Raw genomic sequence first — 26,495 nt, forward strand, 5'->3', positions numbered from 1 at the left:
AAACCTCCGGTTGCCAACACGACGGCTTTAGAATCGATTGTGTATTCTTTCTTATCCTTACCGATTACTTTTACGCCTGCTACTTTACCGTCTTTAACAATGACTTCAGTTACTTTATTAGAAGGACGAATTTCGATGCCCGGAATGCTCTTGGCTGTCTTGTAGAAGAGTTTCATGATGTGGGCGCCGACAGCAGAACCGTCACAAGGACCATGACCGCGGGCGACGGATTGACCGCCGCCTCTGCCCATTCTATGGCAGAAATCTGCACCGAGAGAAAGCATCCAGGCTTCAGCTTCTTTAGCATTTTCTCCGAGAGCTAATGTCAATTCCGGATTGTTGAGGTAATGGCCGCCTTTTTGAGCATCCAATGACATGGTCATAGCGCTGTCATGAGTAATGCCGTGTTCAAGCTGCTGAAGTGTTCTTGCAGCATTCATGCCGCCTTCCGCACGGTTGGTGTTGCCGCCGATGATTGGCATTTTTTCAAGCATAATTACTTTCTTGCCTGCTTGGGCAGCTGTAAGAGCAGCAGACATACCGGCGCCGCCTGAACCGACAACAACCAAGTCAGTTTCTTCGGCAAACGCAAAAGAGCTAAGTGCAATTGTGCACAGGGAAGCGATTAAAAGACGTTTCATTATTTTCTCCTTGGAAGATTCATCGTTATCTCGATGATTGAATTTTTTCATGAAGAGGTACTTAAGTACCTTGATCTAGGTCAATGAATGTTTAATTAATCTTGTTCGCACAAAATTTAGATGAGAAGAGGAAGGAAAAAGGAGATGCAGAAGGAAAGGAGAGAAGCGAGCAGTCTCCGGCGATAGTGGAAATTAGATAAATTGAGATAACGGAAAGCTAGAGCAAAAATGACTAACTTTTTGAATTTGTGTTGAAAATTCTTGCAGTCAATTAGTCAACCAATTGCTTTTATTGCCGGTAATGTCTTAAAAAGAAAACGGCCGGCAAAGCCGGCCTGTTGAGAACTATCTAAGGACTAGATAGATTCTTTTTCCATGTTAATTGCACCGCATGGGCATTCAGAAGAACAAATGCCGCAGCCTTTGCAATAGTCATAGTTGAAGATATAAGGAACGTTGTCGTCACCGGTCTTAATAACAGCGTTGTCCGGGCAGACACCGTAGCAGTTATCACACTGCAGACAGTTACCGCAGGACATGCAGCGTCTGGCTTCAAACAAGGCATTCTCTTCGGTCAAGCCATGCTGAACTTCATCGAAGGTGTTCTGACGGCGAACCATGTCAAGCATCGGACGTACAGTCTTAGGAGCGTCAGAGTAATACCAAGTGTTGAGCTGGTCGAAAGTAACAATCTGATGTTTCGGAGGAACAACAACTTCTTTGCCGTTCAAGAAAGCATCAATAGCTCTGGCAGCTTTATAGCCGTGACCGATAGCAACGGTAACGTTTCTTTCACCCGGAACCATGTCGCCGCCGGCATAAATGCCTTTAACGCCGGTAAACATGTTGGAGTCAACAATGACGCTGCCGTTTTCAATCTTCAAGCCTTCTACGGATTTCAGCAATCCTAAGTCAACGTTTTGACCTAAAGCTAAAACTACAGCATCAGCCTTAACGGTTTCAAACTCACCGGTAGGCTGCGGATGGCCGTTTTCATCTAGCTTCATCTTTTCGATCTTGATTTCCTGACCGCTGTCTACTTCGGAAATGGTTGACAACCACTTGACGGAAACGCCTTCCTGTAAAGCTTCTTCAACTTCAAAGTCATGGGCTGGCATCTTGTCGCGTGTACGGCGATAGATGATGAGAGGTTCAGCACCCAATCTCTTAGCGGAACGAGCTACGTCGATAGCAGTGTTGCCGCCGCCGTAAACAACGACCTTACGGCCGAGCAGAGGTTCTCCTTCGCCTTCCATGCTTCTAAGAACAGAAACGGCATCAAGCATGTGCTTGGCGTCTCCGCCCGGGATATAAGCACGTTTTGCAAGGTTAGCACCAACCCCGAGGAACACGGCATCATAGCCGTTGTTCTTCATTTCGTCGTTTACATCCATGACGGTAGTGTTAAGTTCGAGCTTAACGCCGAGGTCAAGAATTCTTTGGATTTCTTTATCCAAAACGTGTCTTGGAAGACGATATTTAGGAATACCGTATCTCATCATGCCGCCAGCTTGCGGACTGCCTTCCTTAATAGTGACGTCATGTCCTTTTAAGGCCAATTGGTAAGCAGCTGAAAGGCTGGCAGGGCCGGAGCCGACCACCAAAACTTTCTTGCCGGAAAGTTTCTTAGGTTTAACGAAAGCGTATCCGTTTTCAATAGCATGGTCGCCAAGGAAGCGTTCAACGGAGTTAATACCGACGGACTCATCCAAGCATCCTCTGTTGCATGCGCCTTCACAAGTGTGATAACAAACACGGCCCATACATGCTGGAAGAGGGTTGCGTTTTGTCAAATGACGCCAAGCTTTTTCATAGTTGCCGCTTTCGGAATAGAAAAGCCAGCCTTGAATATCTTCGCCTGCAGGACATTGATTGTTGCAAGGAGGAAGCTTATGAACATAAGCCGGGCGCAATGTTCTCCAGCTGCCGGTTCTGTTTTCCAGAGAGCTTCCGACATCAAGAGTAATAGCAAAAGGTTTTTTCACGATTTATCTCTCCTCGTTATAGTCTGTCTGCGCGTTCGTCAGCCTGAACTGCCGGAGGCATTGGTTCGCCTCTTTCATCACCAAGAAGACCGAAGCGGCGAATGTTTCTTTCTGCAATTGCTTTAATTCTGATCAAGGCGCTTTGATCGGCCTTCGGTCCGAATAAGTGAGCGTAGCGTTTCTGCAGCTTCATGTAGTCTTCGACAGGAGCAAGTTTTCTGATCTTAGTTACGTGAGTAATCTCGCCGTATTCAGCTTCGAAGACCGGGAACAAGCCGGATTCTTGTGCCAAGCGGGCAAGTTTAACGGTGTCTTTAGAGGCAGCTCCCCAGCCGAGAGGGCATGGTACCAGTACGTGAATATAGCGGGCACCGTGGAAAGTCATCGCTTTCTTAACTTTTCTTTCTAAGTCGCGAAGGTCGGCGATGCTGGCCGTAGCGACGTAAGGAATACCGTGAGCCATAGCAATCAGCGGAACTTCTTTACCTTGACCGAAAGCGTTACCCGGATGAGAGCCGACGATCTGTGTTGTTGCAGTACGGACAGCCGGAGGGGTTGCGGAAGATCTCTGGACTCCGGTGTTCATATAGCCTTCGTTGTCGTAGCAGACATAAAGGACATCGTCGTTTCTTTCGAACATGCCGGATAAGCAGCCGAAGCCGATATCGGTCGTACCGCCGTCACCGCCTTGAGCAAGGACACGAACTAAAGGACCGCCGTTCTTTTTGGCTTTAACGCGCATAGCTGCGGCCATACCTGTACCGACAGCAGCAGTGTTGCCGAAAAGAGAGTGGAACCATGGAAGCTGCCAGCTCGTTTCCGGATAAGGAGTAGAGAATACTTCCAAGCAGCCTGTAGCGTTAGCGGCAATCAAATTGCCGTCAGTTGCCTTCATCGCTGCGTCAACCGTATAACGTGCGCCGAGTGCTTCGCCGCATCCCTGACAAGCTCTGTGGCCGGAGTTCAAGGAGTTGAAGCGTTCAATATTCGCCTGTCCGGATCTTTGAGAAGGATCCAACAAACGGTTGCCGACGGTAAAAGTGCCGGTCTGATAGAACTTAATTTGATGTTCGCTCATTAGATGCCTCCTTTATGGATGCTGACGGAGTCACGAACTACTGCTTCAGCAAGAGGTCCTGTGTGACGATCTTCTTTTTCGCGTTTCAATTGTTTTTCAACGACTTCTTTATCCAAATCCAAGAAATAAAGCTCTTCAAGTTCGCCGTTTATAGCTTTATTGAAGACGTCTTTAAGTCCTTTCTTTGTAATCGGACGGCCGCCTAAGCCGGCAATGACGGAGAAAATGTCTAAGTCCATCTTACGGGTGGCACGAATGACGTCATCAGTGACGACACCGCCGATTCCAACCTGCAAGGCGCGGTCGATGACAACAACTTTCTTTGCTCCTTTAAGGAGTTCAGCAAGTTGTTTATCCGGGAACGGACGATAGGATTTAATGCCGATTAAACCAACCTTCTTGCCTTCCTTTTCCATCTCATCGATAGTGTCTTTAATCGTACCGATGACGGAGCCTAAGGCCAGAACAATGGTATCTGCACCTTCAATCTTGTACGGGCTCAACAAACCGCCGGATTTACGTCCGAAGGCCTTTTCAAACTCTTCGGAAGCTTTTTCAATAGTTTGCAGAGCTTCAATAGTGTGGTGATGGAACAAGTAGCGAACTTCTGTAAAAGCTTCGGGACCTACCATCGCACCGATGGAGACCGGGTGATTTACATCAAGCTTCTGTCTCGGATCGTACGGAGGCAGATAAGCGTCCACTTCTTCTTGTGTAGGAATGTCCATTCTTTCATAAGCATGGGTCAAGACGAAACCGTCCATGCAGACCATGATTGGAATGGATAGTTCTTCGGCAATCTTGAATGCCTGGATGTGCATATCAACGGCTTCTTGATTGTCTTCTGCAAAAATTTGGAGCCAGCCGCTGTCTCGTTGAGATAAAGAGTCAGAGTGGTCATTCCAAATGTTGATAGGTGCGCCGATTGAGCGGGATGCAACGGTCATCACGATTGGAAGTCCCAAGCCGGATGCGTTGTACACAGCTTCTGCCATGAACAGCAGTCCCTGAGATGCAGTAGCGGTGTAAGAACGTGCGCCTGCAACGGAAGAACCGATGGCCACACTCATTGCAGCAAACTCGCTTTCAACGTTGATGAATTCGCAGTCTTGCAGCTTACCGCTTCCGGTTAATGCGCCGAGGGCTTCAACAATGTGAGTCTGCGGGGAAATAGGGTAGGCGCAAATAACTTCCGGACGGCAGAGTGCAATTGCCTGGGCGACGCCTTGAGAACCTTGAATTTGCTTAAGCATTCTTAGGCCTCCTTCATTTTCTTTTTAGCTTCAAGAACAAAGTTATAAGCATCGGCGGCCACAAGACCGTTAGCTTCAGCAACTTTGCCTTTGTATTTAGTTTTGAATGCTTCCTGAATGCTTTCGAGCTTCAATTTGCCGGTAAGAGCTGCAAACCCGGCAAGCATAGCTGCACCAGGAAGAGGACGTTTGATGTGCTTCATTGCATATTCCGTCGCCGGAAGAGTAATAAGGTGACCCTTAGGCAGCTTGGCTGCCAAGTCTTCCAGGCCTAATTCTTCGATGGAATGAGAGCTGTTAATCAAAACATATCCATTTGGAGTCAATCCACCGAATACGTTGACGCTTTCGAGAAGAGTACGGTCCTGAATCAAGACTGCATCCGGCTCCATAATCGGTTCTCGTAAGCGGATAGGTTCATTGTGAACGCGGGCAAAAGCAACTACCGGTGCACCGGTTCTTTCACTTCCGAAACTTGGGAACGCTTGTGCATAGTGACCTTCAGTAAATGCTGCAATGGAGAGCATTTCTGCTGAGGTAACTACACCTTGGCCTCCTCGGCCGTGTAGACGAATCTGAAACACTTTAGTTCCTTTATAGTTAGTTATTGGGTTTACTTAATTAATCTTTCTGCTTCTTGAAGACGAATCTTAATTCTTCCGTCGACGGCGATGGGCTCTCCGTCTTTATTGCTAATCATTAACGGATTGATGTCCAATTCATCAACGAACGGGAAGTCCTTAACCAGCTGAGAAAGTCTAAGAAGAATATCTTTAATCTGGTTAATATCAGCAGGAACAGCGCCTCTGGCGCCTTCAAGAAGTTTGTAAGCTTTGACGGACTTAATCATGTCAAGGGCGTCAAGATCGCTCAAAGGAGCAAGTCTGAAGGAAACGTCTTTCATGACTTCCACGAATACGCCGCCTAAACCGAACATCATCATCGGGCCGTATTGAGGATCAGTTGCGATACCGCAGACCATTTCTCTGTCGCTCTTAACCATTTCCTGAATGATGACGCCTTCCATACCGTCAAGGAGATTCTTAGCTTTAAGCTTGTTGACCATGTCAGTGTATTCGGCTCTGAGCTGGTCAGCGTTTTCTATGCCTACACGAACTCCGCCTACATCTGTCTTATGAGAAATCTTCTTGGAGTTAAGCTTCATAACAACCGGATAGCCAATCTTATCAGCTAAAGCAATAGCCTGATCTAAATCTTTGGCCTCTCCGTCTTTGCATACACGAATGCCGTATGCGGACAAGACTGCAAGACTTTCAGCGGTTGTCAGCTGTTCTCTTCCTTCAGAAAGGACGGAGGAGAAAACAGATTTAACTTTTTCGGATTCGACTTTAAATTCAGGGAATTTTCCTTCCGGTCTAGCAATCCACTTTCTTTGTTGGTTCAAGCGGTTCAATCCTTCGACAGCTTGTTCACCAAACATAAAGAACGGGATATTGACTTCCATTTCAGAAATCTTCTGGAAGAAGTCTTGAGTTGTCATGAAGACTCCGACAACCGGTTTAGAAGGATTCTCGGCCTTGATTTCCATGATGGCTTTAGCAACATCAATGTCTTTCAAACCCAAGAACGGCAGGTAAATGACAACAACCATGTCTACGCCGGCGTCAGCAAGGACAGTCTTTAATGTCTGCTTGTAGTGTTCCAACGGAGCGGAAGCAATCATGTCAACCGGGTTCTTGACGGAGGCTGCCGGTGGAAGAAATGCACGAAGATTATTCTTTGTTTCTTCAGATAACTGGGCCATTTGCATACCGTGTTCAACTACTGCATCGGTACACATAATTCCGGGACCGCCGGAGTTAGTGACGATAGCAACGCGTTCGCCTTTTGGAATCGGGCAATGGCTGAAGACTTTAGCGGTGTTGAATAAGTTTTCCAAAGAGAACTCACGAATAACACCGGATTGTGCTAAGAGGGCTGCTGCGGCCTTGTCGGCACCGGCCAAAGAACCTGTGTGAGAAGAAGCTGCAGAAGCTCCAGCTGCAGAGCGGCCGGCTTTAAGAGCTACGATAGGTTTCTTTTTGGTGGTTCTGGTTGCCAATGTTCTGAACTTCTGAGGATCGGCAATAGATTCCATATAAAGAAGAATCTGATGAACGTCGTCAACATTTTCCCAGTATTCAATGGCGGAGTCGGCATTGACATCAGCTTGGTTGCCGATTGAAATGAACTGGGCAAAACCGATATTCAAATCTTTAAGGATATTTAAAATACCGCCGCCGAGAGCTCCGGACTGAGAAACGAAGCCAATGTCTCCGCGGACCGGGAGAGTTTCGGCAAAGCAAGCGTCTAAGCGGATCTTTGGATCAGTGTTTACGACTCCCAAGCAATTCGGGCCAACGCAAGTCATTCCGTATTCATGAAGTTTGGCGACTAAAGCTTCTTCTAACTGTTTACCTGCGGGGCCTGTTTCTTTGAAGCCTGCGCTGATAATTACAACGCCCTTGATGCCTTTTTGATGGCACTGGTCGATTGTTGAAAGAACAAACTTGGAATTAATAACGATAACGGCCATATCGATAGGGCCGGGAACATCCAAAACGGATGGGTAGGCTTTTAAGCCTTGAATTTCAGAATCTTTAGGATTAATCGGGTAAATCGTTCCAGAGTAGCCGTATTTCTGTAGATTCTTCATGATATCGAAACCAATGGTGTGTTCTCTGGAAGATGCACCAATGACTGCCATTGAGGCAGGACTCATGATTTTGTCCATTGCACTTACTGACATCTCATTCCTTTTTTAGTAGAGGCTAAAAATTATCAAAAACAAATGCTCAGTCAACAAGGGACTATAACCATCGTTTTGAGGAACAAGATGGTTTTGATCCCATCGCAGGTCAATACTTAGCTGACCTGGTATTTTACAAGCAAACTAATGTGTAAATATTTCACATTATGAAAATCAAATTTATAATTTGAAATACAGGGTCTACTTTAACATTAAACAGTTGAATTCTGAAGACAAGTTGTTACTAAGGTTTAAATATTTTTGTACCAGATTCACGGTAGTAGAGTGAACAAAAAATCACTTCGAAAAGAAGAAAAAATTGTTCAAGTCAGAAGCAGTAAGGAAATTGTTAGGTTTTTTTGTTGTTTTTTAGAAAAAAACAGCGGGAAGTCAGTAAACAAGGGGGTTTGGGACTAAAAAATTATAAAATTTGTTGCAAATTAGCGTATAGTTGGACTGTTAACTATGTTCTAACCTTCAAATAACCGTCGTAAAGGGGAATTCCAATGAACAAGACTGAAATGATTGATGCGATTGCTGAACAAACAGGCCTCACAAAAGCCGATGTAGCAAAAGTTCTCAACGCATTCGTAGAAAAGACAGTTGAAACTGTAGCAGCTGGTGGTGAATTCACAATCATTGGCTTCGGTTCCTTCAAGTCTGCTGTCCGCAAAGCACGTGAAGGCCGCAATCCTTCTACAGGCGCTGTTATTAAGATCGCTGAAGCCACAGTTCCAAAATTCGTAGCTGGCAAGAAGTTCAAAGATGCAGTTAATGTACCTAAGAAACCAGCTCGCAGAACTAAAAAAGCTGCTAAGAAATAAGAATTAATTTATTCTGATAAGAGCTCTCGAGTAAAACCGAGGGCTTTTTCTTTAAAGTACAAGAACAATTCCTTAAATTGCATAGAAATGATGAAAGATAAAACGGGTCGCCTTCAATTTTCTTTTTTTCTATATAACTCTTTATTTATGTCCATATTCTTATCTATCTGTTCAGGCAGATTCGTAAGTGCTGTGGATACAGAAAGTTGGAGCTGGTTCAATTTTGTTTATTTTTATGCTGTAGCTTTTTCCCTTTATTTTTTTATAACTTTCCTTGTTCAACTGCTGTTGACTGGAATTTTCAATATTTTTAAGTTAAGAAAAACGGTTATTGTTCTTTCTCTTTTGCTTGATGCCGTTATTTTGATTCTTTTCTTAGCTGATACATTTGTTTTTAATCAGTTTAGATTACACATCAATTTAGCCATGTTAGAAATGACATTCTTGGGAGGAGGTCAGATCGTCTCTTTCTCGCCCAAGATGCTCATAGAAATCTTCGGACTTTCAGTCGCTTGTGTTGCAGCAGCCGTTTTATGTGTCTTTTTGGCCGTGAAACTTAATAAAAGCAGAAAATTTGCTGTCACTACTTTTGTAGTCTCCTTGCTTCTTCTAATAATTACCAACGGCATTCACGGCTTTGCTTTTGCTACACATAAACAAAATTATGTTGAAGTGAGTGAAATGCTCCCCCTCAATAAGCCCTTGACTTTTAGCAAATTGCTTATAAAGACTGGGATTCTGACAAAAGAGGAAGTTTACTCAACTGAACTTCCTGGGGATGGAAAGAACAAAAAGATGAACTATCCTCTTCATCCGCTTGTTTGTAAAAAAAATGGAGAGGATTTCAATATTCTCTTTCTTTTCGTTGATTCTTTAAGGGCCGACATGCTCGATAAAGAGTACATGCCGAATACCTATGAAATTTCTAGGGAAGGAATTGTATTCAAAGATCATATTTCCGGTGGCATAAACACCAGACACGGAATCTTTACATTGTTTACGGGCCTCCCGGGGAGTTATTGGTTTAAAGCTCTGTCTACAAAGACACCTTCAATATTAGTTCAAGCTCTTGAACAGCGAGGCTATTCCATTGGAGCTTTTACCGGCGCGGGTTTGACCATGCCGGAGTTTAATCAGACTATATTTGCTGGCGTTAAAGACTTAAGACTGTCATCAAAAGGGAAAAACGTTATAGAAAGAGATCTGGACGCTATCCGAGATTTTGAAAAATGGGTTGAGGAGAAAAAAAATAAAGGGGCGTTTTTTGGTTTTATCTTCTTAGATAATGTACATTCTGCTGCTTTTCCAGAAGATACAGAGAACACGTTCTATAAACCATATTGGAAACAAATAAATCACTTGGAATTGAACAACGATTTTGATCGAGAACCTTACTTTAATCGTTATAAGAATGCTGTTAGATTTGCTGATAAGAATATAAAAAAAATAATTGATTTCTTAGGAAAAGAAGATCTTCTGGACAAGACGATCATAGTAATAGGGGCAGACCACGGAGAAGAATTTAACGATAATAAAAAGAATTTCTGGGGACACAATGGAAATTTCACAACTTATCAAGCAAGAGTTCCACTTGTTATTTTATGGCCCGGGAAACAAACTGAAGAGGTTGATTACAGAACTTCAATGCTTGATATAGCTCCTACGCTACTAACTGATGCTTTAGGATGCGAAAATCCAATAGAGGATTATTCTTCAGGGGCATCTCTCTGGAGAGATTCAAAACGTAAATTTGTGTTTGGTAGCAATTACAGCAACGATGCCTTTATTGAGCCGGAAAGAATAGTCATCATTAACAAGGCGGGAAGCTTAGATTATCGTTTGCCCAACAACGATAAAGCATCAAATAGAAACGTGCCTCCTTATTGGAAAGAGGCTCTAAAAGAGATGACTAAATTTCTTAAATAAGTCTAGTAATCAGTTTTTATTAGCCCATGAGCACAGGAGCTCTCTTTGTGCTTTAAGCGATACGAGAGCTTCTCCCAACTGGGACCTTCTTTTGCTTTATTTCCTTCTGGATGGTAAAGATGCAGGACTGCGGTTGCAAAGTTTCCAGACTTTCTGTAAATTCTGCTATTTATCATTCTGACTGCGAAGTCTGAGTCCTCGAACCCCCAGCCGACGAAATCTTCGTCAAATCCATTGACAGCGAAAATATCTTTTCTCCAGGCTGCGAAATTACAGCCCCTTAGCCTTTGCCATTTCCGTGGATAGAGTTTCCTCAAGAAATCAAGCTGAGGGAAATTTATACCCGATATAGCCTTATTTATTTCTTTATTCCTCTTAAGCCTAAATAGCGTTTCTAAAGAGGGAAAGGAAAAATCGTTGGCTGCCAGAATTTGCTTTGTAAAAGAAGGAGAGGCTAAAATTCGATTACCCGTAACAAAAAAACCAGGCTCTGCAAGTTTTCTATGGTTTGCAATAAATTCTGGGCTAGCTATACAGTCGCCATCTAAAAAAACAATATAGTCCCCGCCTGCTTGGCGAAGAGCATTGTTCCTTGATGCACTGAGTCTGAAACCCAAGTCTTCTTGCCATACATGTTTGAATCCAAATTTAAAAAAAGGTCCGTAAGACTCAAGTAGCTCTCGAGTCTCGGCCGTACTTCCATCGTCAGCAACTAATAATTCGAAATCCTCATCATTCTGTTTCATTAAGGATTGTAAGGACTTTTCCAAAGCATCTGGCCGGTTGTAAGTAGAAAGGATTAAACTTAATTTCATAGTAAGGAGAGCAACTCTGAGTAGAATAAATAAATGTACCAAAATTTTAGAGAGTAGGAATTTAAATTGACGACAGGAACAGACAAAAAGCTTCCAATTTCAGTGGTCATCCTGGCTAAAAATGAAGAAAAAAATATTGAAGATTGCTTAGAATCCTGCAAATTTGCCAATGAGATAATCCTCGTTGATGATGGTAGTTCAGATCGAACTGTAGAACTTGCCAAAAAGTTTAATGCAAAAATATTTGAACGTTCTCTGAACGGGGATTGGGGAAGTCAACAAAGTTTTGGTATTAAACAGACCTCTCAGCCTTGGTTATTACTTCTCGACTGCGACGAACGTATAACGCCTAGTCTGTATCAGAGCATAAAAGACGTAATTGGTACAGGTGAAAAAAAGACTTATTTGATCCAAAGGGAAAATCACTTTAAACACTATCAAGCTCAACATGGTACCTTAAGGCCAGATTGGGTTCAGAGGTTCTTTCCAAATGAAGGAATCAGAGTTGAAGGATTTGTTCATCCTAAGATCATTTCGTCCTTTCCTGAGAAGAAACTTCAGGGGAGAATGATTCACTTTCCATACGACAACCCTGATCAGTACTACAGGAAATTGAATCAATATGCAAAGCTTAGTGCTGAAAAATATTTTAAAGAAGGAAGAAAGTTTTCTTTCTTTAGAGATATTGTGCTTAGGCCTGCATGGGCAGCATTTAAAGTTTATTTCATAAATTTAGGTTTTATGGATGGAAAGATTGGGTTTATTTTTGCAGCTAATCACTATTCATATACTCTTCAAAAATATATACGATACTATCTGCTTAAGAATTCGGGAGGGAAATTTTGATGCTATCCTCAGCTTTCCTTTCCAAACAACGAAGAAGTATATTTAAAAAATTTTTAAGACTTTTTGGAGTCCCGGATTTTTCTCAAATTTATCTTTTTTCTGATGGTCTATGGAAGAAAAGGAGTTTTTCATTTTCAAAAGATGGGGAGGAAATATTTGACGATGTTTATTCGATATATTTCAATCGTCGTTTCCTCCTTTTAACTTCTTCTTTTCAATCTCTTAGAAAAAACATGGAGAGCAGAAGTAAAAGAATTTTCATTATTGGAAGTGGTCCATCAATTGCTAAACAGAATCTTAATGTTTTGAAAAATGAAGACGTTATTCTTCTAAACGGAAGTTGTCTTCTAATCAAACAGCTCGCTTTAAAAGAAGCGACACTCGTTATCTCAGATGACTCGTTTATACAAAAAAGAAGTCGTTTGTTGAATGAAGTGCTGAAGTATGTTCAAGAGAGTGGGAGCAAGATTAGATTATGTTTTTCCTTTAGGGTTCTTCGGGCCTTTCTTAAAGAAAAAATTCTCCTTCCGGAGGAAGCGAAGATTTTTCTCTTCGAAGAATTACTTCCCGACGTGATCCTACAAAGTCAAGCATCTTTAAATATTTATGATTACAAGCAAAGGATTGTATGTAATGACATTACCATGAAGATATTCTCTTCCTTTGATAAGACAGGTGTCTTTCACTGCGGGTCGGTCATGACCGTCGGAATTCAAATTGCGGCTTTCCTAGGTTACGAGGAAGTATACCTATTAGGATTTGATATCGGAAATTCCAACAAGCCTCGATTCTATGAAAATGAAGGGGACAAAGTTAGGAGTGGGTTGCTAGCCGATTATGAAACCGGGATCCTTCCATTTATGCTATTAGCTTCGGCTTGGTTTATGAAGAACAATCGAAAAATTTTTAATTGTTCTCCCTCTACTTTACTTCCCTATGAGGTAGTTCCGTATCTTGATTTTGACCTTTTTTCGAATGAATAGAATTTATTATCTCTAAAACTTTAGAGACATGGTAATGGACGGAGAGATCATAGTTAAATTTAGTTTTATTATCTCTTCCTTTTGTTAGCGGGGAGCTATTTTTTATCGCAAGTTCTATTTGAGTTCTCAGACTTTCTATACTGCCAGCCTCAAAAACATATTTGAAATTGTTTTCGATTATTTCGTTGCTTCCAAGCTTATTGGATGCGACTATTGGTGTGCCAGAAGCGACACTTTCAACAGCAGCTAAACCAAAAGGCTCATAATTGGAAGCTAGGATTGAAAAGTCAGCAGCTTGGTAAAGTTCTTCAATATTATTGGAGTATCCGAAATATTCAACATTTTTGATTGAGCGATCAACTTTTTTACCAACCACTAAAAGAGTTACAGGAAGATTGGTTTCTGAGAAATATTGAGCAAGGAGATCTAGTCCTTTTCTCTTATGGCTAGAAGAAACGAACAGAAAATATAATTTCTCAGAGGACAAACCCAATTTTTTTCTTAGCTTTTCTTTTTCATCTTTAGAAACAGGATGAAATTTTGCATAAGATACTGGTGGATAAAGTACGCTTATTTTCCCGGAAGGTACTCCATAAAGTCGTATGAGTTCGTCTTTCATTAATTTTGAATGAGCAACGATAAATTTAGCTGAATTATTTTGAGATGTTTCTATTTTTTCAATAACTCTGTCATAAATGGTTCTACGTCCTTTCGATAAAACAAATCCTTTATGAGTGCCTCCACACATAACGATATCTGAGGCCGAGCATCTGCAGCAACCAATTAAAATATCAATTCCTAACTGTTTCTTAAGTTTTTTAACTTTCCAGGAGAAGTAAAGATCTTTTAATATCCTCGGTAGCCAAGCGACATTTATCTTGATGGAACTTACATTATTAAGAAGCTTCTGTTCTGGATCAATTTTTTTCGTAAGAATGACAGGTTTGGATTCTAAATAAGGCAAAAGAGCTTCAACTAACTGTAATGTGTAGGTCTCCATTCCTCCATCATTCTTAAAACTATTACAGACTATTCCAATTTTCATTTTGATTTCTTAAATATAAAGATAAAGGGAAAAGTGCTCCTAACCATAACCAATAAAACTTCATTACAGCTGAATGCCCTAGGTTATATTCTGTTAATCCCTGAAGGAAAAGACAAAGAGTTGATGCAAAAATCACAACATATATGCCTTGTTTAAACTTAGTAAAATTTCTGAAGCTATTCAGAAGAAGGAAGCCAAATAAAAGCAGGTATCCAATAAGTCCGGACAAACCGCTTTCTCCTAAGAGTTGAAATATATTACTGTGAGCCCTAGTTAAATTTCTTTCTTTTGCGTTGTTATCTATATATTTATTTTTATATTGGTCGCCATACGCGCCTAGACCCACTCCAAAAAAAGGATGATCTTGAAACATTTTGTAGGAACTTTTCCACAAAAGTATTCGTTCTGATTTCAAATAAACTTCTGAAGAAGTTAGGGTCTTTATTCGGCTAGAAACTTCTTCTGAGGTATATAAAGACCCGACCCCAATACTACTTGCAATACATAACACTATCAGTAGGCTCTTAAAAGAGAACTTAAAGAATAAAAGCATTACGATAAAGCTGGCTCCAACTGCAAGCCATGCTCCGCGAGTGCCATTCAAGACCAGCAAGACTAAAAACGCAAAACAAAAAGCAATACAAGCTACTTTCTTAAAAAGAATTTTTTCTTGCAATGCTTTGTAGAAGAAAAAGGGCAAAACAATGCATGCGAAGCCAGCATAGACCATAGGGTGACCAAAGAATCCAGTCACTCGGCCACCAAATTTAGGTAGAGGATCAATAAAAAGGCAGGCGATCGAATCGACGCTAAAAGAGGCAACTAAAGAAAAAAATACAAGTAGGTAAGGCCTCCAGTTTTTAAAACTGAGCAAAAGAACTAAAAACAAAACCCCTCTCATTAGATAAGTTCTGGACCAAACTCCCAGGGCTAAGGCGATGTCAGGGCTCGTAAGAACTGGTAAAAACTCTAAAATAGCGTAAATTAAGTAAATCAAAAAAAAGATTTGAAATCTTTTGAATCTCGTCTTAATTTCCTGAGGATTTTTGATTAAGTAGAGAACAAAAAAAAGATAAACAAGGATCTGAAATAAGTTCGAAACCTTAACTTGGATGCATTGAAAAAATGCACAAAGACAAAAACTAAGGAGTAGAGCACTTTCCAAGAAATTTTGTCGTTTAAAAAAGTTTGAGAGGTTCATTTTGTTTCCAAAGATTATCTATCCAAATGTTGAGAACTAAGAATGTCCATAGTTGAGATCCTCTCGCTTTTCCCGTTGCATTACGCCGTTTTGACTCTCACAACACATAAACAAAAGTCTCTTTAACTATTTCTAAATACTCACCTAGTAAAATGATTTTTACTAGTCTTTTAGTTTTTCAAGGATTTCCGGAGCAATCAAAGTACTCCCATATGACGTTAAATGATTTTCATCTCTATAAACAGCTTTACCATTATTTACGAGAGAACAATATCCATTTTTACAAACAATGTTGGTAGGGTCTAGGACCTCCACATTCGTAAATTTTGACGCGATCCCCTTGATGATTTCGTTTACCTTAGAAGTAGCAGCAGTTGCTTCTTTTTGGCTTACACCACATTTTTCTAAAGAGAAGATAGGTCGGTAACAAGAGTAGACGGTAAAGGGAAATTCTGGTGTATTCAAAATAATCATCACATTTTTTTTGTGAGTTTGCAGTTGCTTCAACCAATCGCTCATAAAAAGTTTAAGGGCCTCCTCACGTTTTTTATAATCTTTCGGGTCAACCCTATTGTCGTTGAGCCAGCTGTATAGGCCAGGTGAATTCAAAAAAAGATTCCATCTAGATGCCAGAATTACAGTTTTAATCTTCGGATCATTGAGTATCTTGTCGAAAGCTTTGTCGAGCATAGATTGTCCTTGTCCTTTTTTGATGTAGTTTGGCTCCGCTGTAACCTCAAATACATTTTTAATAGCGGGCGTTCCTTTCATGCCCAGAAACACAATGCCTTTCGAGGAGCCCTCGAAAAGGCCTCTTAAGAGGTGCCTGCCATGTGAGTCTCCTAAAATTGCAATCTCGGCGGTCTTACCTTTTTCTGCGTAGCAAAAAGAATAAGCATCAAGACTTCCTTTTCCATATTTCTCTAAACAATAGTCGGTGGTATGGGGGAAATTGTTATCAGCGCTCTCCAAGACTAATTGTCCTGCCTTATCCAGCCGTTGTGGAAGTCCTTTCATAAGGCGAATAGTCGTCCCAGAAGCAAATACAAAAAAAAGAATTACAGACAGAGAAATGGAAAGTCTCAAAGTCGCCTTCATTTTTCTTATTGGATTTTCAACAAAGAAATAACTAATAATTGCGATTAACAAACCAACAAAGATAAGGCCAATCCTTGTTCCAAACCCCGGAAGATCTCCCCCAAGAATGATTCTGGAGAAGGCTAAAGGTGGCCAGTGCCACAAATACCAGGTATAACTGATCAAGCCAACGAAAACTACTAATTGATGTGAAAGAATGGATTTATTAAAGATGGAGTTTTGGCCTATTAAGATCAAAAGAGTTCCAAGAACTGGAAAAAGAGTAATTATTCCAGGAAACTTGTCTTGTTCACTTGTTATTACTAATCCAATAGTGACTAACAAAATGCCTGAGAAGGATGACAAATTTTGCTTGGCTAAAGATAAAGTAGATAAAAAGTTATTTTTATTTATATAAAAAGCTAATAACCCACCACATGCGAGTTCCCAAAAACGCGTATGGAGAGAATAAAAGTTCAAAATAGTATTATCTTTAAAAAAATAAACGGAAAAAAATGAGAGAAGGGTTAGGATGAATAGGGCTGGTACAAGTTTTCTAATTTTGAAAAGAACAACGCATATTAAGGGATAAAAAATATAGAACTGTTCCTCAACGGCCAATGTCCATAGATGCATCAATGGCATCATTTCTGTGGTCTGATCCCAATATCCCCCTGTGCTTTTAATGAGGTAAATATTTTCTCCGAAAAATGCTCCCCAACAAATCTGACGGACCAATAAGCTTAATTCAGAAGGGGCCAAAAGTATGCATCCAGCAATTGTGACTCCAATTAATAGAAAAATTAATGCTGGAAAAATCCTTCGAATTCTTCGAAAGTAAAAATCGGCGAATGAAAAATTGTCTTTTTCTAATTTTTTAAAGATAATTCCAGAAATCAGAAAGCCTGAGATAACAAAAAAGATATCTACGCCAATAAATCCGCCCGGAAAAAGCTCGGGAAAAGTATGAAAAAATACTACGGCCAGAATAGCGATAGCTCTTAGACCGTCTATGTCCGGACGGTAATTATTTATTCTTGGAGGGGAATAAAACATGTCTCTCAGGCCATATTGTTTTTGGAAAATCTTCTTAGAATATTTAATGGAACAGTGAGTAAAAATAGTCCTGTTCTTCCTAAAAGTTTCGAAATTATAGTAGAGTGCCTCTACTGCATGCCTATTCCTAAGAATGATGTTTTTTCTCCCTCCAAAATTTTAATGATAATTTCTGGATAAAAATAAATAGAGCTTCTTAATAAGTTGATCGTTGGGAAACCAGAGTGAAATTGGAAATAAGCGTTAATGAGTTAGGACAATTTATTGCTTAACGCTTTAGATTTCATTCAGAAACTGGAGTTTTACTTAATGTTTAGAGTTCATTTCCTCTTCTTTATGTTTTAAGGCCTAAAAGACTAATTTTTACAATGAATTTTTACAATGATGGATGGAAAAAGGTTGAAAACCGTCAGATTGTTTCTATCCAAGGTCTGCAGATCCTGAACTTTAATGGGGTGCAATGCTAATTAACGGAAGAATTTGAGAAATGTCTCATATGCATATTGTGAATTTGAAATAAGATCTACCTATACAGAAAAGCAAGTTGATTAAATGTTGAAAATTACAGTGATTGGAGCCGGCAGCTGGGGCACAGCTTTGGCGGTCATTTTGTCTAAGGCCGGAAATCAAGTTAAAGTCTTAAGTTTGACCAAAAGGAACTTAATCTCACTTCGTTCCGGATACCATCCAAATTTTGAAGGGCTCCTGCTTCCAAAGGAAGTTGAATTTACTCAAAATGTTGAGTATTCCCTTGCTGACAGGGATATTGTAATTTTTGCCGTTTCTTCAAAATATTTGCGCCCCTCTATTGAAGTAGTAAAACCTTTTATTAAAGAGAATCAGCTCCTAATATCGGTCATTAAAGGCTTAGAGCCACTTACGCTGCTCGTTCCTTCGCAAATTATTCAAGAGGCTTTCCCTCATAATTCTGTTGCTGTTCTGTCCGGACCAAGCCATGCTGAAGAGGTAATCAAAGAAGAGCCTTTCGGTATGCAATTGGCATCCGAAGATTTGAGAGCAGTTGAATTAATTCGAAAAGCCTTCAATAAAGCAAATGTCTATCTTCCGGCGACCGATGACTTGATAGGAACTCAGCTGGGAGGAGCTCTCAAGAACATTATTGCAATTGGCTATGGGATTGCACTTGAACAAGGTCTGGGAACTAACTTTTATTCCATGCTTGTTACAGCAGGTATGTCAGATTTAAGAAATTTGGCAGTGGCTGGCGGTGCGGCCCCCGAAACTCTAATGGGACTTGGTGGCCTGGGAGACCTCATTACAACTATCGGAAGTCCGTACAGTAGAAATAGGAAATTCGGTCAACTATTAGGCAGCGGTATTTCTGTTGAAAAAGCTCTCCAACAGGTTGGAATGGTTGTTGAGGGCGTAAATGCGATGGAAGGCGCATTAGAACTTGCTCAAGAAAAACAAGTCTCTATCCCGGTTATTAATTTCATTAACAACATCATCAAGAAGAGAATTTCGCCAACCAAGATGAAAGGACTCGTTCAGCTCCTTAAAGGCACTTATTAAGGAGCTGAAGAGGCAAGTTTAGTAGGCGCCGGAATCTTTGGATAGGAGCACTCGGACGGTTTTTACCAGCATGCTGATATCAAGCCAAAGATTCCAGTTTCTCACATACCAAGCGTCAAGCCGGACTCTTCTGTCATACGAAGTATCGGAGCGGCCGCTTGTTTGCCAAAGTCCGGTCATCCCCGGACGAACCATCTCGTAATCAGCGAAGTAGGTGCCGTATTTGCAGACTTCAGAGCGCGTTATAGGCCGGGGACCGACAAGGCTCATATCTCCGATAATGACATTAAATAACTGCGGTAATTCATCTAAAGAGGTTTTTCTCAAGAATTTACCGACCTTAGTCACTCTCGGATCATTTTTGAGTTTTTGTTCTCTTTCCCATTCAGCTTTCGCTGCCGGATTTGAAGCTAGGTAGGCAGCAAGCTTCTTATCAGCATCTTTTACCATGGAACGGAACTTGTAGCAGGGGAACATCTTTCCGTGTCTTCCTAAACGCATATGCGCGTAGATTGCTGGACCTGGACTAGTCGCTTTAATAAGAATAGCAATTACCAGAAGGAAAGGAGAGATGAGAAGGGTTCCGAGGACGGAAACGACCAAGTCAAATACTCTTTTAACAAATTGGTTGTACCAACGAGAAAGATTATTCTTGACGGATAAAACAATTAAGTTTTCTGAATAAAGTCGATGCAGTTCCATATTGGATACCGGCATCTCTTCTGTATCCGGCACGAATGAAACATTCTTCACCAAAGGAAAGAGCTCGTCGACTAAGAGATTAAGCTTTTTAGGATCCATCTTCGGAGCAAGAATCAAAACATTCTGAACTCCGCTTTCTTTGATAATTTCAGTGGCTTTAGACGTTGGACCAAGGATCGGAAACTTTCCGCTGAGAGCTTTGCCCTTGGGATTATCATCGATTAGGCCAACGACTCGGATGCCGAAAAATACATTGGACGTTGTGTAATTTAAAAACTTCTTAGCTGTCTCATCTGAACCAATCATAATTGTCGGCTCTAAAAATAATGAGTACCTGTTTAGAAGGTGCCTCATCACTAACCGGCCGACACAGACAAAACAAAATACGAAGGTACCTAATAAAGTGACAAAAAGTCTGGATACAACCGGAGCTTTTCCGGCTAAAAATAAAATTACGATGTAAACAACAACGGAATAAAGAACTGACCAGAAAGTTCTTCTAATCATCTCCCCGATGGAAAGAAGACGAATATATGTTCGGCCCCAGTGAAGAAAAACAATAAAGATTAAAGGGACAAACAAAAAGAAATAGAAACTGTCTAAGTCGAATTTGTCGTGCGTATGCCCTAAAGCTTGTAGGAGAAATTCTCTGAATTCTATTGCAACGCACTCCGCCAGAAGGATAGAGCAATAATCAACAGCCAGCATAATTACTGGCTGAATGAAAGTACTCCATCTCTCCGAGTCTTTTATTTTAGGTATAGGCATTTAATAAGGATCGGTTGTTGCTAAGTGAGATTCTACCTTAGTGTCGGTGTTTTCTATGATTTAATCGGTTCTCTTATAAGTTTTAGGTATCGGATATAGGTCTCCTTTTCAGTTCTGCAGAAAGAAAATACAATTAACCGGCACAAAATAAGAGATCGAATATGGCAGCAAAATCAAAAAATAAAACTTACTGGGTTTGTTCTGAGTGCGGTTATGACACTGTGAAATGGTTCGGGCAGTGTCCGTCTTGCAAAGCCTACAACACGATGAAGGAGTTCAAGGTGGCCGAGCCCTCTCAGAATCGCTACGCGAGAGCAGAAGAAGATTCTCAGCCGGCTCATTTAGCCCTTGCAGGCACTAGCGACATTTTGGACCTTTCGGATGTAAAAGCGGAAGAAGTTGCCCGTATTCACATTGGCTTTAGCGAATTAGAAAGGGCACTCGGGGGCGGATTCGTTCCCGGTTCTGTAGTTCTCATAGGCGGAGATCCGGGAATCGGCAAATCAACCTTATTGCTTCAGTCAATGTGCAAAATGGTTGGCCTCGGTCAAGTTTGCTTGTATGCGAGCGGTGAAGAAAGCCCGACGCAAGTTGCTTTACGTGCAAAAAGGCTGGAAGTCGATACCAAAGGGTTGAAGTTCGTAAGCGAAATTCAGCTGGAAAAGATCGAGAGCATTATCGAAAGCCAGCAGCCTCAATGGGTTGTTATCGACTCCATTCAAACCATGTTCTCCGATGCTTTGTCTGCCGCCCCGGGTTCCGTTTCACAAGTGAAAGAGTGCGCAGCCCGATTAACTCGACTTGCAAAACGAAAAGGGATAGGCGTGATCTTTGTCGGTCACGTTACTAAAGAAGGAGCAATGGCAGGTCCTCGTGTTTTAGAACATATGGTCGATACTGTGCTTTATTTCGAAGGAGACACGGAATCAAACTATCGCATCCTCAGAGCCTGCAAGAACAGATTTGGCTCGGTCAACGAAATCGGTGTATTCGGAATGACAGATAAAGGGCTCAGAGGTGTTAGAAATCCTTCTGCTTTATTCCTTGCCGAAAGAAGGGAGGGCGTATCCGGAAGCGTGACTTTTATCAATTTGGAAGGAACGAGACCGATACTAATCGAAATCCAAGCACTTGTTGATAAATCAATGCTGCCAAATCCAAAACGTTTGACGGTGGGTACTGACAGCCAAAGGCTGACCATGCTTCTGGCGATTCTTCACAGACACGTATCATTGGCTACGTATGACCAGGATGTCTTTTTAAATGCTGTCGGAGGTATAAAGATTACCGAAACAGCAAGTGATTTACCGGTTTTGATTTCTATTGTTTCTTCTATGACCAACCATGCCGTATCTAACAAAACAGCCATGTTCGGCGAAGTAGGTTTAGGCGGAGAAATTCGTCCGGTTTCCAGAGGACAAGAAAGAATTAAAGAGGCCGCAAAACTTGGATTTACGAGAATTATTGTTCCGAAGAAGAACAAAGTTGCTGACTTGCCGGGAGTTGAAATCGTACCGGTAGAAAATTTAAGAGAGGCTGTGAAAGCTGTTTTCGGTTCTCAAGCCTCTCAAACAGAATCATTCGATTCTTAATTTCTGTTGATTATTTCTTTCCGGAAAGGCGTTTTAAATAATCTACCATGCTGGATTCCTCAGCTCCCATCGGACGGTGAGTTGAGGATTTGCCGGCAGGTTGTGCCGGAGTTTGTGCTTTTCCTTGATCAATGCCGGCCTGAACGTCTGCATTTTTTTCATTGCTCTTCATCATTTCGTCCATAACGCTTCCTTCTCCTACGTTTTGATAATTGTTGGTCTGAACCGGAGCAGGCTGGCGATAGCTTTGCTCAGGCTGTCTTTGATAGATATTACTATGGTTGTAAGGCTGTTGTGAAGGATCCTCTGCTTGGAAATAACCATAAGGGCTCATATAGCCTTCGGGCACAACATCCGAGGGGCTGGTTGGAGCCCGTAAACCATATTGATTAGGGCCACGCTGAGAACCTAACAAGAGGAAAATCAAAAGAACAACATTCAAGATAGGAATGGGTTGGGCCCAAATCCACCATCCTGTGTGATCTCGGTCGTGAAGGCGCCGAATTGTCACCGAAATAACCGGACAAATAACAAGCAGGCTATACGCGGCGTTGATGATAGAGATAGTGGAAACCAATTCAGGCTGACCTGCTAGGGGATTGACAAGAGTTTTAATGGAATCGCCGGAGGTAAGTACGGCATCTATGTCCCCGCCAAAAAGAGCCAAACAAAACAGAATGACGATATTGATTAAAGTAAATGACCAATACTCAGCTCTGGATGCTCTTCCTTTAAAAGTTAAATATTTAGAGAAACAATAAAAATACCAACGAAACATAGCATCTTCTCCTTATAAGTATTGATATCTTAGAGGACCAGCAAAAGGGAGAGCGAGATTATCACCCAAAAAAGTAAAGGACAAGAAAAACCAAACTTTGTTTCTGTTTGACGATATTGCAAAACACAACAAGTTGTTTTTCTTAAAATTTTTTCATTCCGAATCTGAGATCTGCAAAGATGGCACTATAAAAACGCCCTTTGAAGGTAATGTCCTTAAAGTTCTGATTATGAATAATCAAGAGGCTCCTTATCTTTCTAATTTTTTCCCAGCACTTCAACCAGGGTTACTAAAGCTTCTCTATCAAGTTCCTCTTGAGAGAGTGGCGGTTTTCTGGCTCCTAGTTCCTCAAGTCTTCCCATTATCTCATCCCACTTATCTTGTCTAAATTGGAACCAGAAATCTTGATCGCTTGTGTCTTTTCCCAATGCCTCATCTACTATTTTTTGAACTTCTCTAGCGAGTTCTTTCTTTGAGGGTGCAGGTGAGCGTTTGTTAAGAGCTTCGAGCTTTCTTCCTATTTCATCTCCTTTTTCTTCTACTATTCGACGTGCTGAAAAAGTTTCAGAAGGAAGGCCATTGGTTCTCCAGTTTTCTCCCAATACTTCATTTAAGATTTTTTCTGACTCTCTATTCAATTCTTCTTGCGAGAGTGGAGGCTTGCGCTCTGCAAGAGCATCTAATCTTCTTGCTATTTCTGTTGCCTTTTCTTCTCTACGATGCTCAGCGAAAGATGTCCCGGAAAGAAACTCATCCGGATGATCCTTATCTCTTCCCATGGCTATGTCTAGCCTTCTTTCCACCTCTCTTTCAAACTCCTCTACACTGTCTGGAAAATCTTCCGACAGCAATTCATCGACGATTCTATCCATTTCTTTTTTCTCATCCTTTAAAGGCTTAGAGGTTGAAGCTCCAAGAGAATGCGTACCGCCTAGACTTTGAAGTTGAGAGAGAAAACTATAGGTGCTCTTGCGATTTGGTCGTAAATATCGAGAGAAAAAACTATCCGAAGTCTTATTTTCAGAATGGACGATATCTTCTGGGCTTGCTGGAGCGCGTGCACCGTATTTATTCTGAGTTTTTTGTGAATCAAGCAGTAAAAAAATTAGAACAAGAAAGTTCAAGAACGGAATGAACTGTCCTATCGCCCACCAGCCGGAATGGTTTCTATCATGGAGTCTTCTAACGGTAACAGCCAGAGCCGGACAAAAAATAAATACGCCGAATACAACCTCCAAACTAGTGAGGACAGAAACTAAGGTAGGATAGTTGTTTAGTGCAGCCAGCATTACTCTGTATTTTTCTCCGGATGCAGTTTCTCCGTGAATAGTTCCGGTAAGAAGAGAGAAGCTGAAAAGAACAAAAATGTTAATTAACGCGAATGACCAAAATTCAGCTCTGGATGCTCTTCCATCAAAATCAAAGTATTTCTTTAAGCAATAGCGGTACCAACTAAACATATCGCTTTCTCCTTTTGTTAGATGATAACTGATGAGAAACACAGAAAAAATAGGTTTTGTTTCTTAGAAGAAGTGCTGAAAGGAGAGACCGTATCATGAATCATTTGTAAAAATTACTGCTTCCATTTGAAGGCAACAGATGGAAAATCAGCCGAAGTCAAAAGTTTGAGGTAAGAGGTGCGATACAATCCTCAAAAACTCTGAATAGGTAAATTCCTCTCATGAAGAAAACACTTCTCTCTATTTCTTTGGCAGTCTCTGCCGCTCTTTTGTTAACTGCATGTAAAACAACCGAGCCTTATTACAGCTATTCATTCGAGCCTAACGCACAAATTCAGCGTGCGTGGCATCGCATCGACGCAAAAGACATTGGGGTAGAACAAGTAAGGGTAGTCAAGATAATAGACTTGGATTGTGCGGGCGACAGAATTGCCATTCCGGGTGAAGGGGAGTTTTCAGATCTCAGGGACGCTTTCGCTAATTATTGGAAGAATGCTTTCATCACCGATCTTTCCAGTGTTGGAATGCTCAATCAAGAAAAGCCAAAGGTAAAGCTCTATAACCTCATCGATTCTGTCAAAATTATTGCGGAGCCGACTCAGCTTCAATGGCGGATCAAAATGGAAATCTTTTCTTCCAATGGCGGTATGCTTAAACAAGAAATTACCTATAACGCTCCGACTGACGGCTTAAAGAACATGAGAGAGGGCTGCTCACGATTAGCCGCTGGACTAGATAAGACTGTTGCCTGGTCAATTCTTAAAACAATTAGTGATCCAAGATTCCAAGAAATGGTTCAGCCTGGTCTCGGGTATGTTCCATCAATGAAAGCTGTGAGCATCACATCAGTATTTCAACCGGATACGGAAGAAGATTATTGGAAGTCGAAACCGACCCGATAAATCTCAATCCCCTTTAAGTTTACGGTTTAAAGCTGCTTTCTTAAAGGGGCATTTTTTCTTTTAAAGCCCTAAATCCAAAGTAATTGCAAGAAGACTCTCCGTTAAAGACTTATGTTGGCTATCTGTAAGGGGTGAGTTTTCATTTTTTTGTCTTTTAACAAAAACTCTTTGTCTCTTAAGAAAATGTTGCCTTTGGTAGACTGATTTCAATTAAAAGCTGATGGGGCCAGGAGTTATGAGCTAATTCTTCCCTTCGGCAAGCATTATCTGCTTAGGTTGATTAGGTGATTTTTATAACCAATACAACCATTAGTTTTACCGAGGAAAAAATGTTTGACTTTGAGACATGGGCTTGAACAGATTGATTTAAATCTTTTCGTATCTATGCTAATATCTACAAAATGAAAAGATTAGTGGGTATAGGTGAAGCAGCTTCAGCACTGGGTGTGTCAATCACAACTCTGCGCCGCTGGGAGGCATCGGGTAAGTTAAAGGCTGAGCACACGGCAGGCGGTCATCGTCGTTATGATCTTGCCAAACTCAAGCCGGAACTAATTCATGCCGCCAGCGCGGATAACCGTCGAACCGTGGCTTATGCTCGTGTTTCCAGCCACGATCAGAAAGAGGATTTGGAACGCCAGAAACAAGTTCTGGAATTGTATTGTTCTCGCCAAGGCTGGACATTTGAGATTATCTCCGATCTCGGCTCCGGCATGAACTATCACAAAAAGGGATTAAAGAAGCTGCTGGAGGCTATCCTTGACGAGCAGGTCGGCCGTTTAGTCATTACTCACAAGGATCGACTGCTTCGCATTGGTGCAGAGTTGGTGTTTGCCGTCTGCGAGGCTAAGCACGTCGAAGTTGTAATTCTCAATCAAGGTGAGGATACGACGTTTGAAGCAGATCTAGCTGAGGATGTGACGGAGATCGTCAACCTATTCTCTACCCGCTTATACGGCTCTCGCAGCCGCAAGAGTCAGAAGCTTCTTGATGGTATAAAGAAAGCGGTGGAAGAATCGTAATGTTGATCGCCCATCGCATCGCTCTGGATCTAAACAACGTACAGGCAACCTATATGTCACAGGCTGCCGGGACAGCTCGCTTTGCCTACAACTGGGCATTGAGCGAATGGAAGAGACAGTACGAAGCATGGAAGCAGGACAATTCTCTGCCCAAACCATCACAAGAAGCGCTGCGGCGACAACTTAACAGCATCAAACGCAAAGAATTTCCGTGGATGCTGGAAGTGACCAAGAATGCTCCGCAAATGGCGATTATCCA

The 26,495-nt window shown here is 41.5% G+C and carries 22 protein-coding genes; 9 read left to right on the forward strand and 13 right to left on the reverse strand.

Annotated features, from left to right (window positions below; translation table 11 throughout):
* The 6 genes from RDK53_RS09845 to RDK53_RS09870 all read right to left on the reverse strand — a co-directional run.
* On the reverse strand, positions 1-641 hold a 641-nt coding region (locus RDK53_RS09845), incomplete at its 3' end, for an FAD-dependent oxidoreductase (protein WP_308514436.1).
* Positions 642-997: 356 nt separating this feature from the next.
* On the reverse strand, positions 998-2,626 hold the full coding sequence (locus RDK53_RS09850) for an NAD(P)-binding protein (protein ID WP_066592017.1): 1,629 nt from the start codon (positions 2,624-2,626) through the stop codon (positions 998-1,000).
* 16 nt (positions 2,627-2,642) lie between these two features.
* Positions 2,643-3,704: a thiamine pyrophosphate-dependent enzyme gene (locus RDK53_RS09855; RefSeq protein ID WP_308514438.1), complete on the reverse strand. Its 1,062-nt coding sequence runs from the start codon at positions 3,702-3,704 to the stop codon at positions 2,643-2,645.
* Complete coding sequence (locus tag RDK53_RS09860) at positions 3,704-4,957, reverse strand: transketolase C-terminal domain-containing protein (RefSeq protein WP_308514440.1); 1,254 nt, start codon at positions 4,955-4,957, stop codon at positions 3,704-3,706. Before RDK53_RS09860 ends, RDK53_RS09855 begins: the two co-directional genes overlap by 1 nt.
* Positions 4,958-4,959: 2 nt before the next feature.
* Positions 4,960-5,541: a 2-oxoacid:acceptor oxidoreductase family protein gene (locus RDK53_RS09865; RefSeq protein ID WP_308514442.1), complete on the reverse strand. Its 582-nt coding sequence runs from the start codon at positions 5,539-5,541 to the stop codon at positions 4,960-4,962.
* A gap of 29 nt (positions 5,542-5,570) precedes the next feature.
* A complete protein-coding gene (locus RDK53_RS09870) occupies positions 5,571-7,706 on the reverse strand; it encodes an acetate--CoA ligase family protein (protein ID WP_308514444.1) in 2,136 nt (711 codons plus the stop codon).
* Positions 7,707-8,212: 506 nt separating this feature from the next.
* Between RDK53_RS09870 and RDK53_RS09875 the strand changes: the two genes are divergently transcribed.
* Both RDK53_RS09875 and RDK53_RS09880 read left to right on the forward strand, forming a co-directional pair.
* Positions 8,213-8,530: an HU family DNA-binding protein gene (locus RDK53_RS09875; protein ID WP_277036615.1), complete on the forward strand. Its 318-nt coding sequence runs from the start codon at positions 8,213-8,215 to the stop codon at positions 8,528-8,530.
* An 87-nt stretch (positions 8,531-8,617) separates the two neighbouring features.
* Positions 8,618-10,456 carry a sulfatase-like hydrolase/transferase gene (locus RDK53_RS09880; protein WP_308514447.1) on the forward strand — a complete coding sequence of 613 codons (1,839 nt, stop codon included), beginning with the start codon at positions 8,618-8,620 and terminating at the stop codon, positions 10,454-10,456.
* A gap of 2 nt (positions 10,457-10,458) precedes the next feature.
* Here the strand turns inward: RDK53_RS09880 and RDK53_RS09885 are convergent, their stop codons facing one another.
* Positions 10,459-11,271, reverse strand: coding sequence for a glycosyltransferase family 2 protein (locus RDK53_RS09885; RefSeq protein WP_308514449.1), 813 nt, complete (start codon positions 11,269-11,271; stop codon positions 10,459-10,461).
* A gap of 66 nt (positions 11,272-11,337) precedes the next feature.
* Between RDK53_RS09885 and RDK53_RS09890 the strand changes: the two genes are divergently transcribed.
* Both RDK53_RS09890 and RDK53_RS09895 read left to right on the forward strand, forming a co-directional pair.
* Positions 11,338-12,117 carry a glycosyltransferase family 2 protein gene (locus RDK53_RS09890; protein ID WP_308514451.1) on the forward strand — a complete coding sequence of 260 codons (780 nt, stop codon included), beginning with the start codon at positions 11,338-11,340 and terminating at the stop codon, positions 12,115-12,117.
* A complete protein-coding gene (locus RDK53_RS09895; protein WP_308514453.1) occupies positions 12,117-13,100 on the forward strand; it encodes a hypothetical protein in 984 nt (327 codons plus the stop codon). Before RDK53_RS09890 ends, RDK53_RS09895 begins: the two co-directional genes overlap by 1 nt.
* Here the strand turns inward: RDK53_RS09895 and RDK53_RS09900 are convergent.
* The 3 genes from RDK53_RS09900 to RDK53_RS09910 all read right to left on the reverse strand — a co-directional run bounded on the left by RDK53_RS09900 (position 13,039) and on the right by RDK53_RS09910 (position 17,479).
* Positions 13,039-14,145: a glycosyltransferase family 4 protein gene (locus RDK53_RS09900; RefSeq protein ID WP_308514455.1), complete on the reverse strand. Its 1,107-nt coding sequence runs from the start codon at positions 14,143-14,145 to the stop codon at positions 13,039-13,041. The two genes, RDK53_RS09895 and RDK53_RS09900, sit on opposite strands and share 62 nt — an antisense overlap.
* The gene (locus tag RDK53_RS09905; RefSeq protein ID WP_308514458.1) at positions 14,123-15,034 is read right to left on the reverse strand and encodes an O-antigen ligase family protein; all 912 of its coding nucleotides are present in this window, start codon (positions 15,032-15,034) and stop codon (positions 14,123-14,125) included. The genes RDK53_RS09900 and RDK53_RS09905 overlap by 23 nt, the downstream gene beginning before the upstream one ends.
* A gap of 474 nt (positions 15,035-15,508) precedes the next feature.
* Positions 15,509-17,479: an acyltransferase family protein gene (locus RDK53_RS09910; RefSeq protein ID WP_308514460.1), complete on the reverse strand. Its 1,971-nt coding sequence runs from the start codon at positions 17,477-17,479 to the stop codon at positions 15,509-15,511.
* 552 nt (positions 17,480-18,031) lie between these two features.
* On the opposite strand from RDK53_RS09910, the gene RDK53_RS09915 reads away from it, so the two are divergent.
* Complete coding sequence (locus RDK53_RS09915; protein ID WP_308514461.1) at positions 18,032-19,012, forward strand: NAD(P)H-dependent glycerol-3-phosphate dehydrogenase; 981 nt, start codon at positions 18,032-18,034, stop codon at positions 19,010-19,012.
* A gap of 18 nt (positions 19,013-19,030) precedes the next feature.
* On the opposite strand, the gene wbaP is transcribed toward RDK53_RS09915, so the two are convergent.
* Complete coding sequence (wbaP, locus tag RDK53_RS09920) at positions 19,031-20,482, reverse strand: undecaprenyl-phosphate galactose phosphotransferase WbaP (RefSeq protein ID WP_308514463.1); 1,452 nt, start codon at positions 20,480-20,482, stop codon at positions 19,031-19,033.
* A 161-nt stretch (positions 20,483-20,643) separates the two neighbouring features.
* On the opposite strand from wbaP, the gene radA reads away from it, so the two are divergent.
* Complete coding sequence (gene radA, locus RDK53_RS09925) at positions 20,644-22,074, forward strand: DNA repair protein RadA (protein WP_308514466.1); 1,431 nt, start codon at positions 20,644-20,646, stop codon at positions 22,072-22,074.
* A 10-nt stretch (positions 22,075-22,084) separates the two neighbouring features.
* Here radA and RDK53_RS09930 read toward each other — a convergent pair whose 3' ends face one another.
* Entirely contained in the window at positions 22,085-22,852 is a 768-nt protein-coding gene (locus tag RDK53_RS09930) for a DUF805 domain-containing protein (RefSeq protein WP_308514468.1), read from the reverse strand.
* A gap of 257 nt (positions 22,853-23,109) precedes the next feature.
* Positions 23,110-24,312: a DUF805 domain-containing protein gene (locus RDK53_RS09935; RefSeq protein WP_308514470.1), complete on the reverse strand. Its 1,203-nt coding sequence runs from the start codon at positions 24,310-24,312 to the stop codon at positions 23,110-23,112.
* Positions 24,313-24,533: 221 nt separating this feature from the next.
* On the opposite strand from RDK53_RS09935, the gene RDK53_RS09940 reads away from it, so the two are divergent.
* From RDK53_RS09940 to RDK53_RS09950, 3 genes are all read left to right on the forward strand, one after another.
* Positions 24,534-25,214: a hypothetical protein gene (locus tag RDK53_RS09940; RefSeq protein WP_308514472.1), complete on the forward strand. Its 681-nt coding sequence runs from the start codon at positions 24,534-24,536 to the stop codon at positions 25,212-25,214.
* Between the two features lie 401 nt (positions 25,215-25,615).
* Entirely contained in the window at positions 25,616-26,236 is a 621-nt protein-coding gene (locus RDK53_RS09945; RefSeq protein ID WP_308514474.1) for an IS607 family transposase, read from the forward strand.
* Positions 26,236-26,495: helix-turn-helix domain-containing protein (locus tag RDK53_RS09950; protein ID WP_308514476.1), on the forward strand; the 260-nt coding region annotated here is incomplete at its 3' end. The genes RDK53_RS09945 and RDK53_RS09950, both read left to right, overlap by 1 nt.

It is taken from the genome of uncultured Turicimonas sp. (assembly GCF_902477955.1).
GTDB lineage: Bacteria > Pseudomonadota > Gammaproteobacteria > Burkholderiales > Burkholderiaceae_F > Turicimonas.

What these genes read in the sequence shown, in the direction of transcription:
- RDK53_RS09855 (WP_308514438.1), bottom strand. Translation starts at nt 3,704, where the DNA reads ATGAGCGAACATCAAATTAAGTTCTATCAGACCGGCACTTTTACCGTC.
- RDK53_RS09860 (WP_308514440.1), bottom strand. Translation starts at nt 4,957, where the DNA reads ATGCTTAAGCAAATTCAAGGTTCTCAAGGCGTCGCCCAGGCAATTGCA.
- RDK53_RS09870 (WP_308514444.1), bottom strand. Translation starts at nt 7,706, where the DNA reads ATGTCAGTAAGTGCAATGGACAAAATCATGAGTCCTGCCTCAATGGCA.
- RDK53_RS09875 (WP_277036615.1), top strand. Translation starts at nt 8,213, where the DNA reads ATGAACAAGACTGAAATGATTGATGCGATTGCTGAACAAACAGGCCTC.
- RDK53_RS09880 (WP_308514447.1), top strand. Translation starts at nt 8,618, where the DNA reads ATGATGAAAGATAAAACGGGTCGCCTTCAATTTTCTTTTTTTCTATAT.
- RDK53_RS09885 (WP_308514449.1), bottom strand. Translation starts at nt 11,271, where the DNA reads ATGAAATTAAGTTTAATCCTTTCTACTTACAACCGGCCAGATGCTTTG.
- RDK53_RS09895 (WP_308514453.1), top strand. Translation starts at nt 12,117, where the DNA reads ATGCTATCCTCAGCTTTCCTTTCCAAACAACGAAGAAGTATATTTAAA.
- RDK53_RS09900 (WP_308514455.1), bottom strand. Translation starts at nt 14,145, where the DNA reads ATGAAAATTGGAATAGTCTGTAATAGTTTTAAGAATGATGGAGGAATG.
- RDK53_RS09910 (WP_308514460.1), bottom strand. Translation starts at nt 17,479, where the DNA reads ATGTTTTATTCCCCTCCAAGAATAAATAATTACCGTCCGGACATAGAC.
- RDK53_RS09915 (WP_308514461.1), top strand. Translation starts at nt 18,032, where the DNA reads ATGTTGAAAATTACAGTGATTGGAGCCGGCAGCTGGGGCACAGCTTTG.
- wbaP (WP_308514463.1), bottom strand. Translation starts at nt 20,482, where the DNA reads ATGCCTATACCTAAAATAAAAGACTCGGAGAGATGGAGTACTTTCATT.
- radA (WP_308514466.1), top strand. Translation starts at nt 20,644, where the DNA reads ATGGCAGCAAAATCAAAAAATAAAACTTACTGGGTTTGTTCTGAGTGC.
- RDK53_RS09930 (WP_308514468.1), bottom strand. Translation starts at nt 22,852, where the DNA reads ATGTTTCGTTGGTATTTTTATTGTTTCTCTAAATATTTAACTTTTAAA.
- RDK53_RS09935 (WP_308514470.1), bottom strand. Translation starts at nt 24,312, where the DNA reads ATGTTTAGTTGGTACCGCTATTGCTTAAAGAAATACTTTGATTTTGAT.
- RDK53_RS09940 (WP_308514472.1), top strand. Translation starts at nt 24,534, where the DNA reads ATGAAGAAAACACTTCTCTCTATTTCTTTGGCAGTCTCTGCCGCTCTT.
- RDK53_RS09945 (WP_308514474.1), top strand. Translation starts at nt 25,616, where the DNA reads ATGAAAAGATTAGTGGGTATAGGTGAAGCAGCTTCAGCACTGGGTGTG.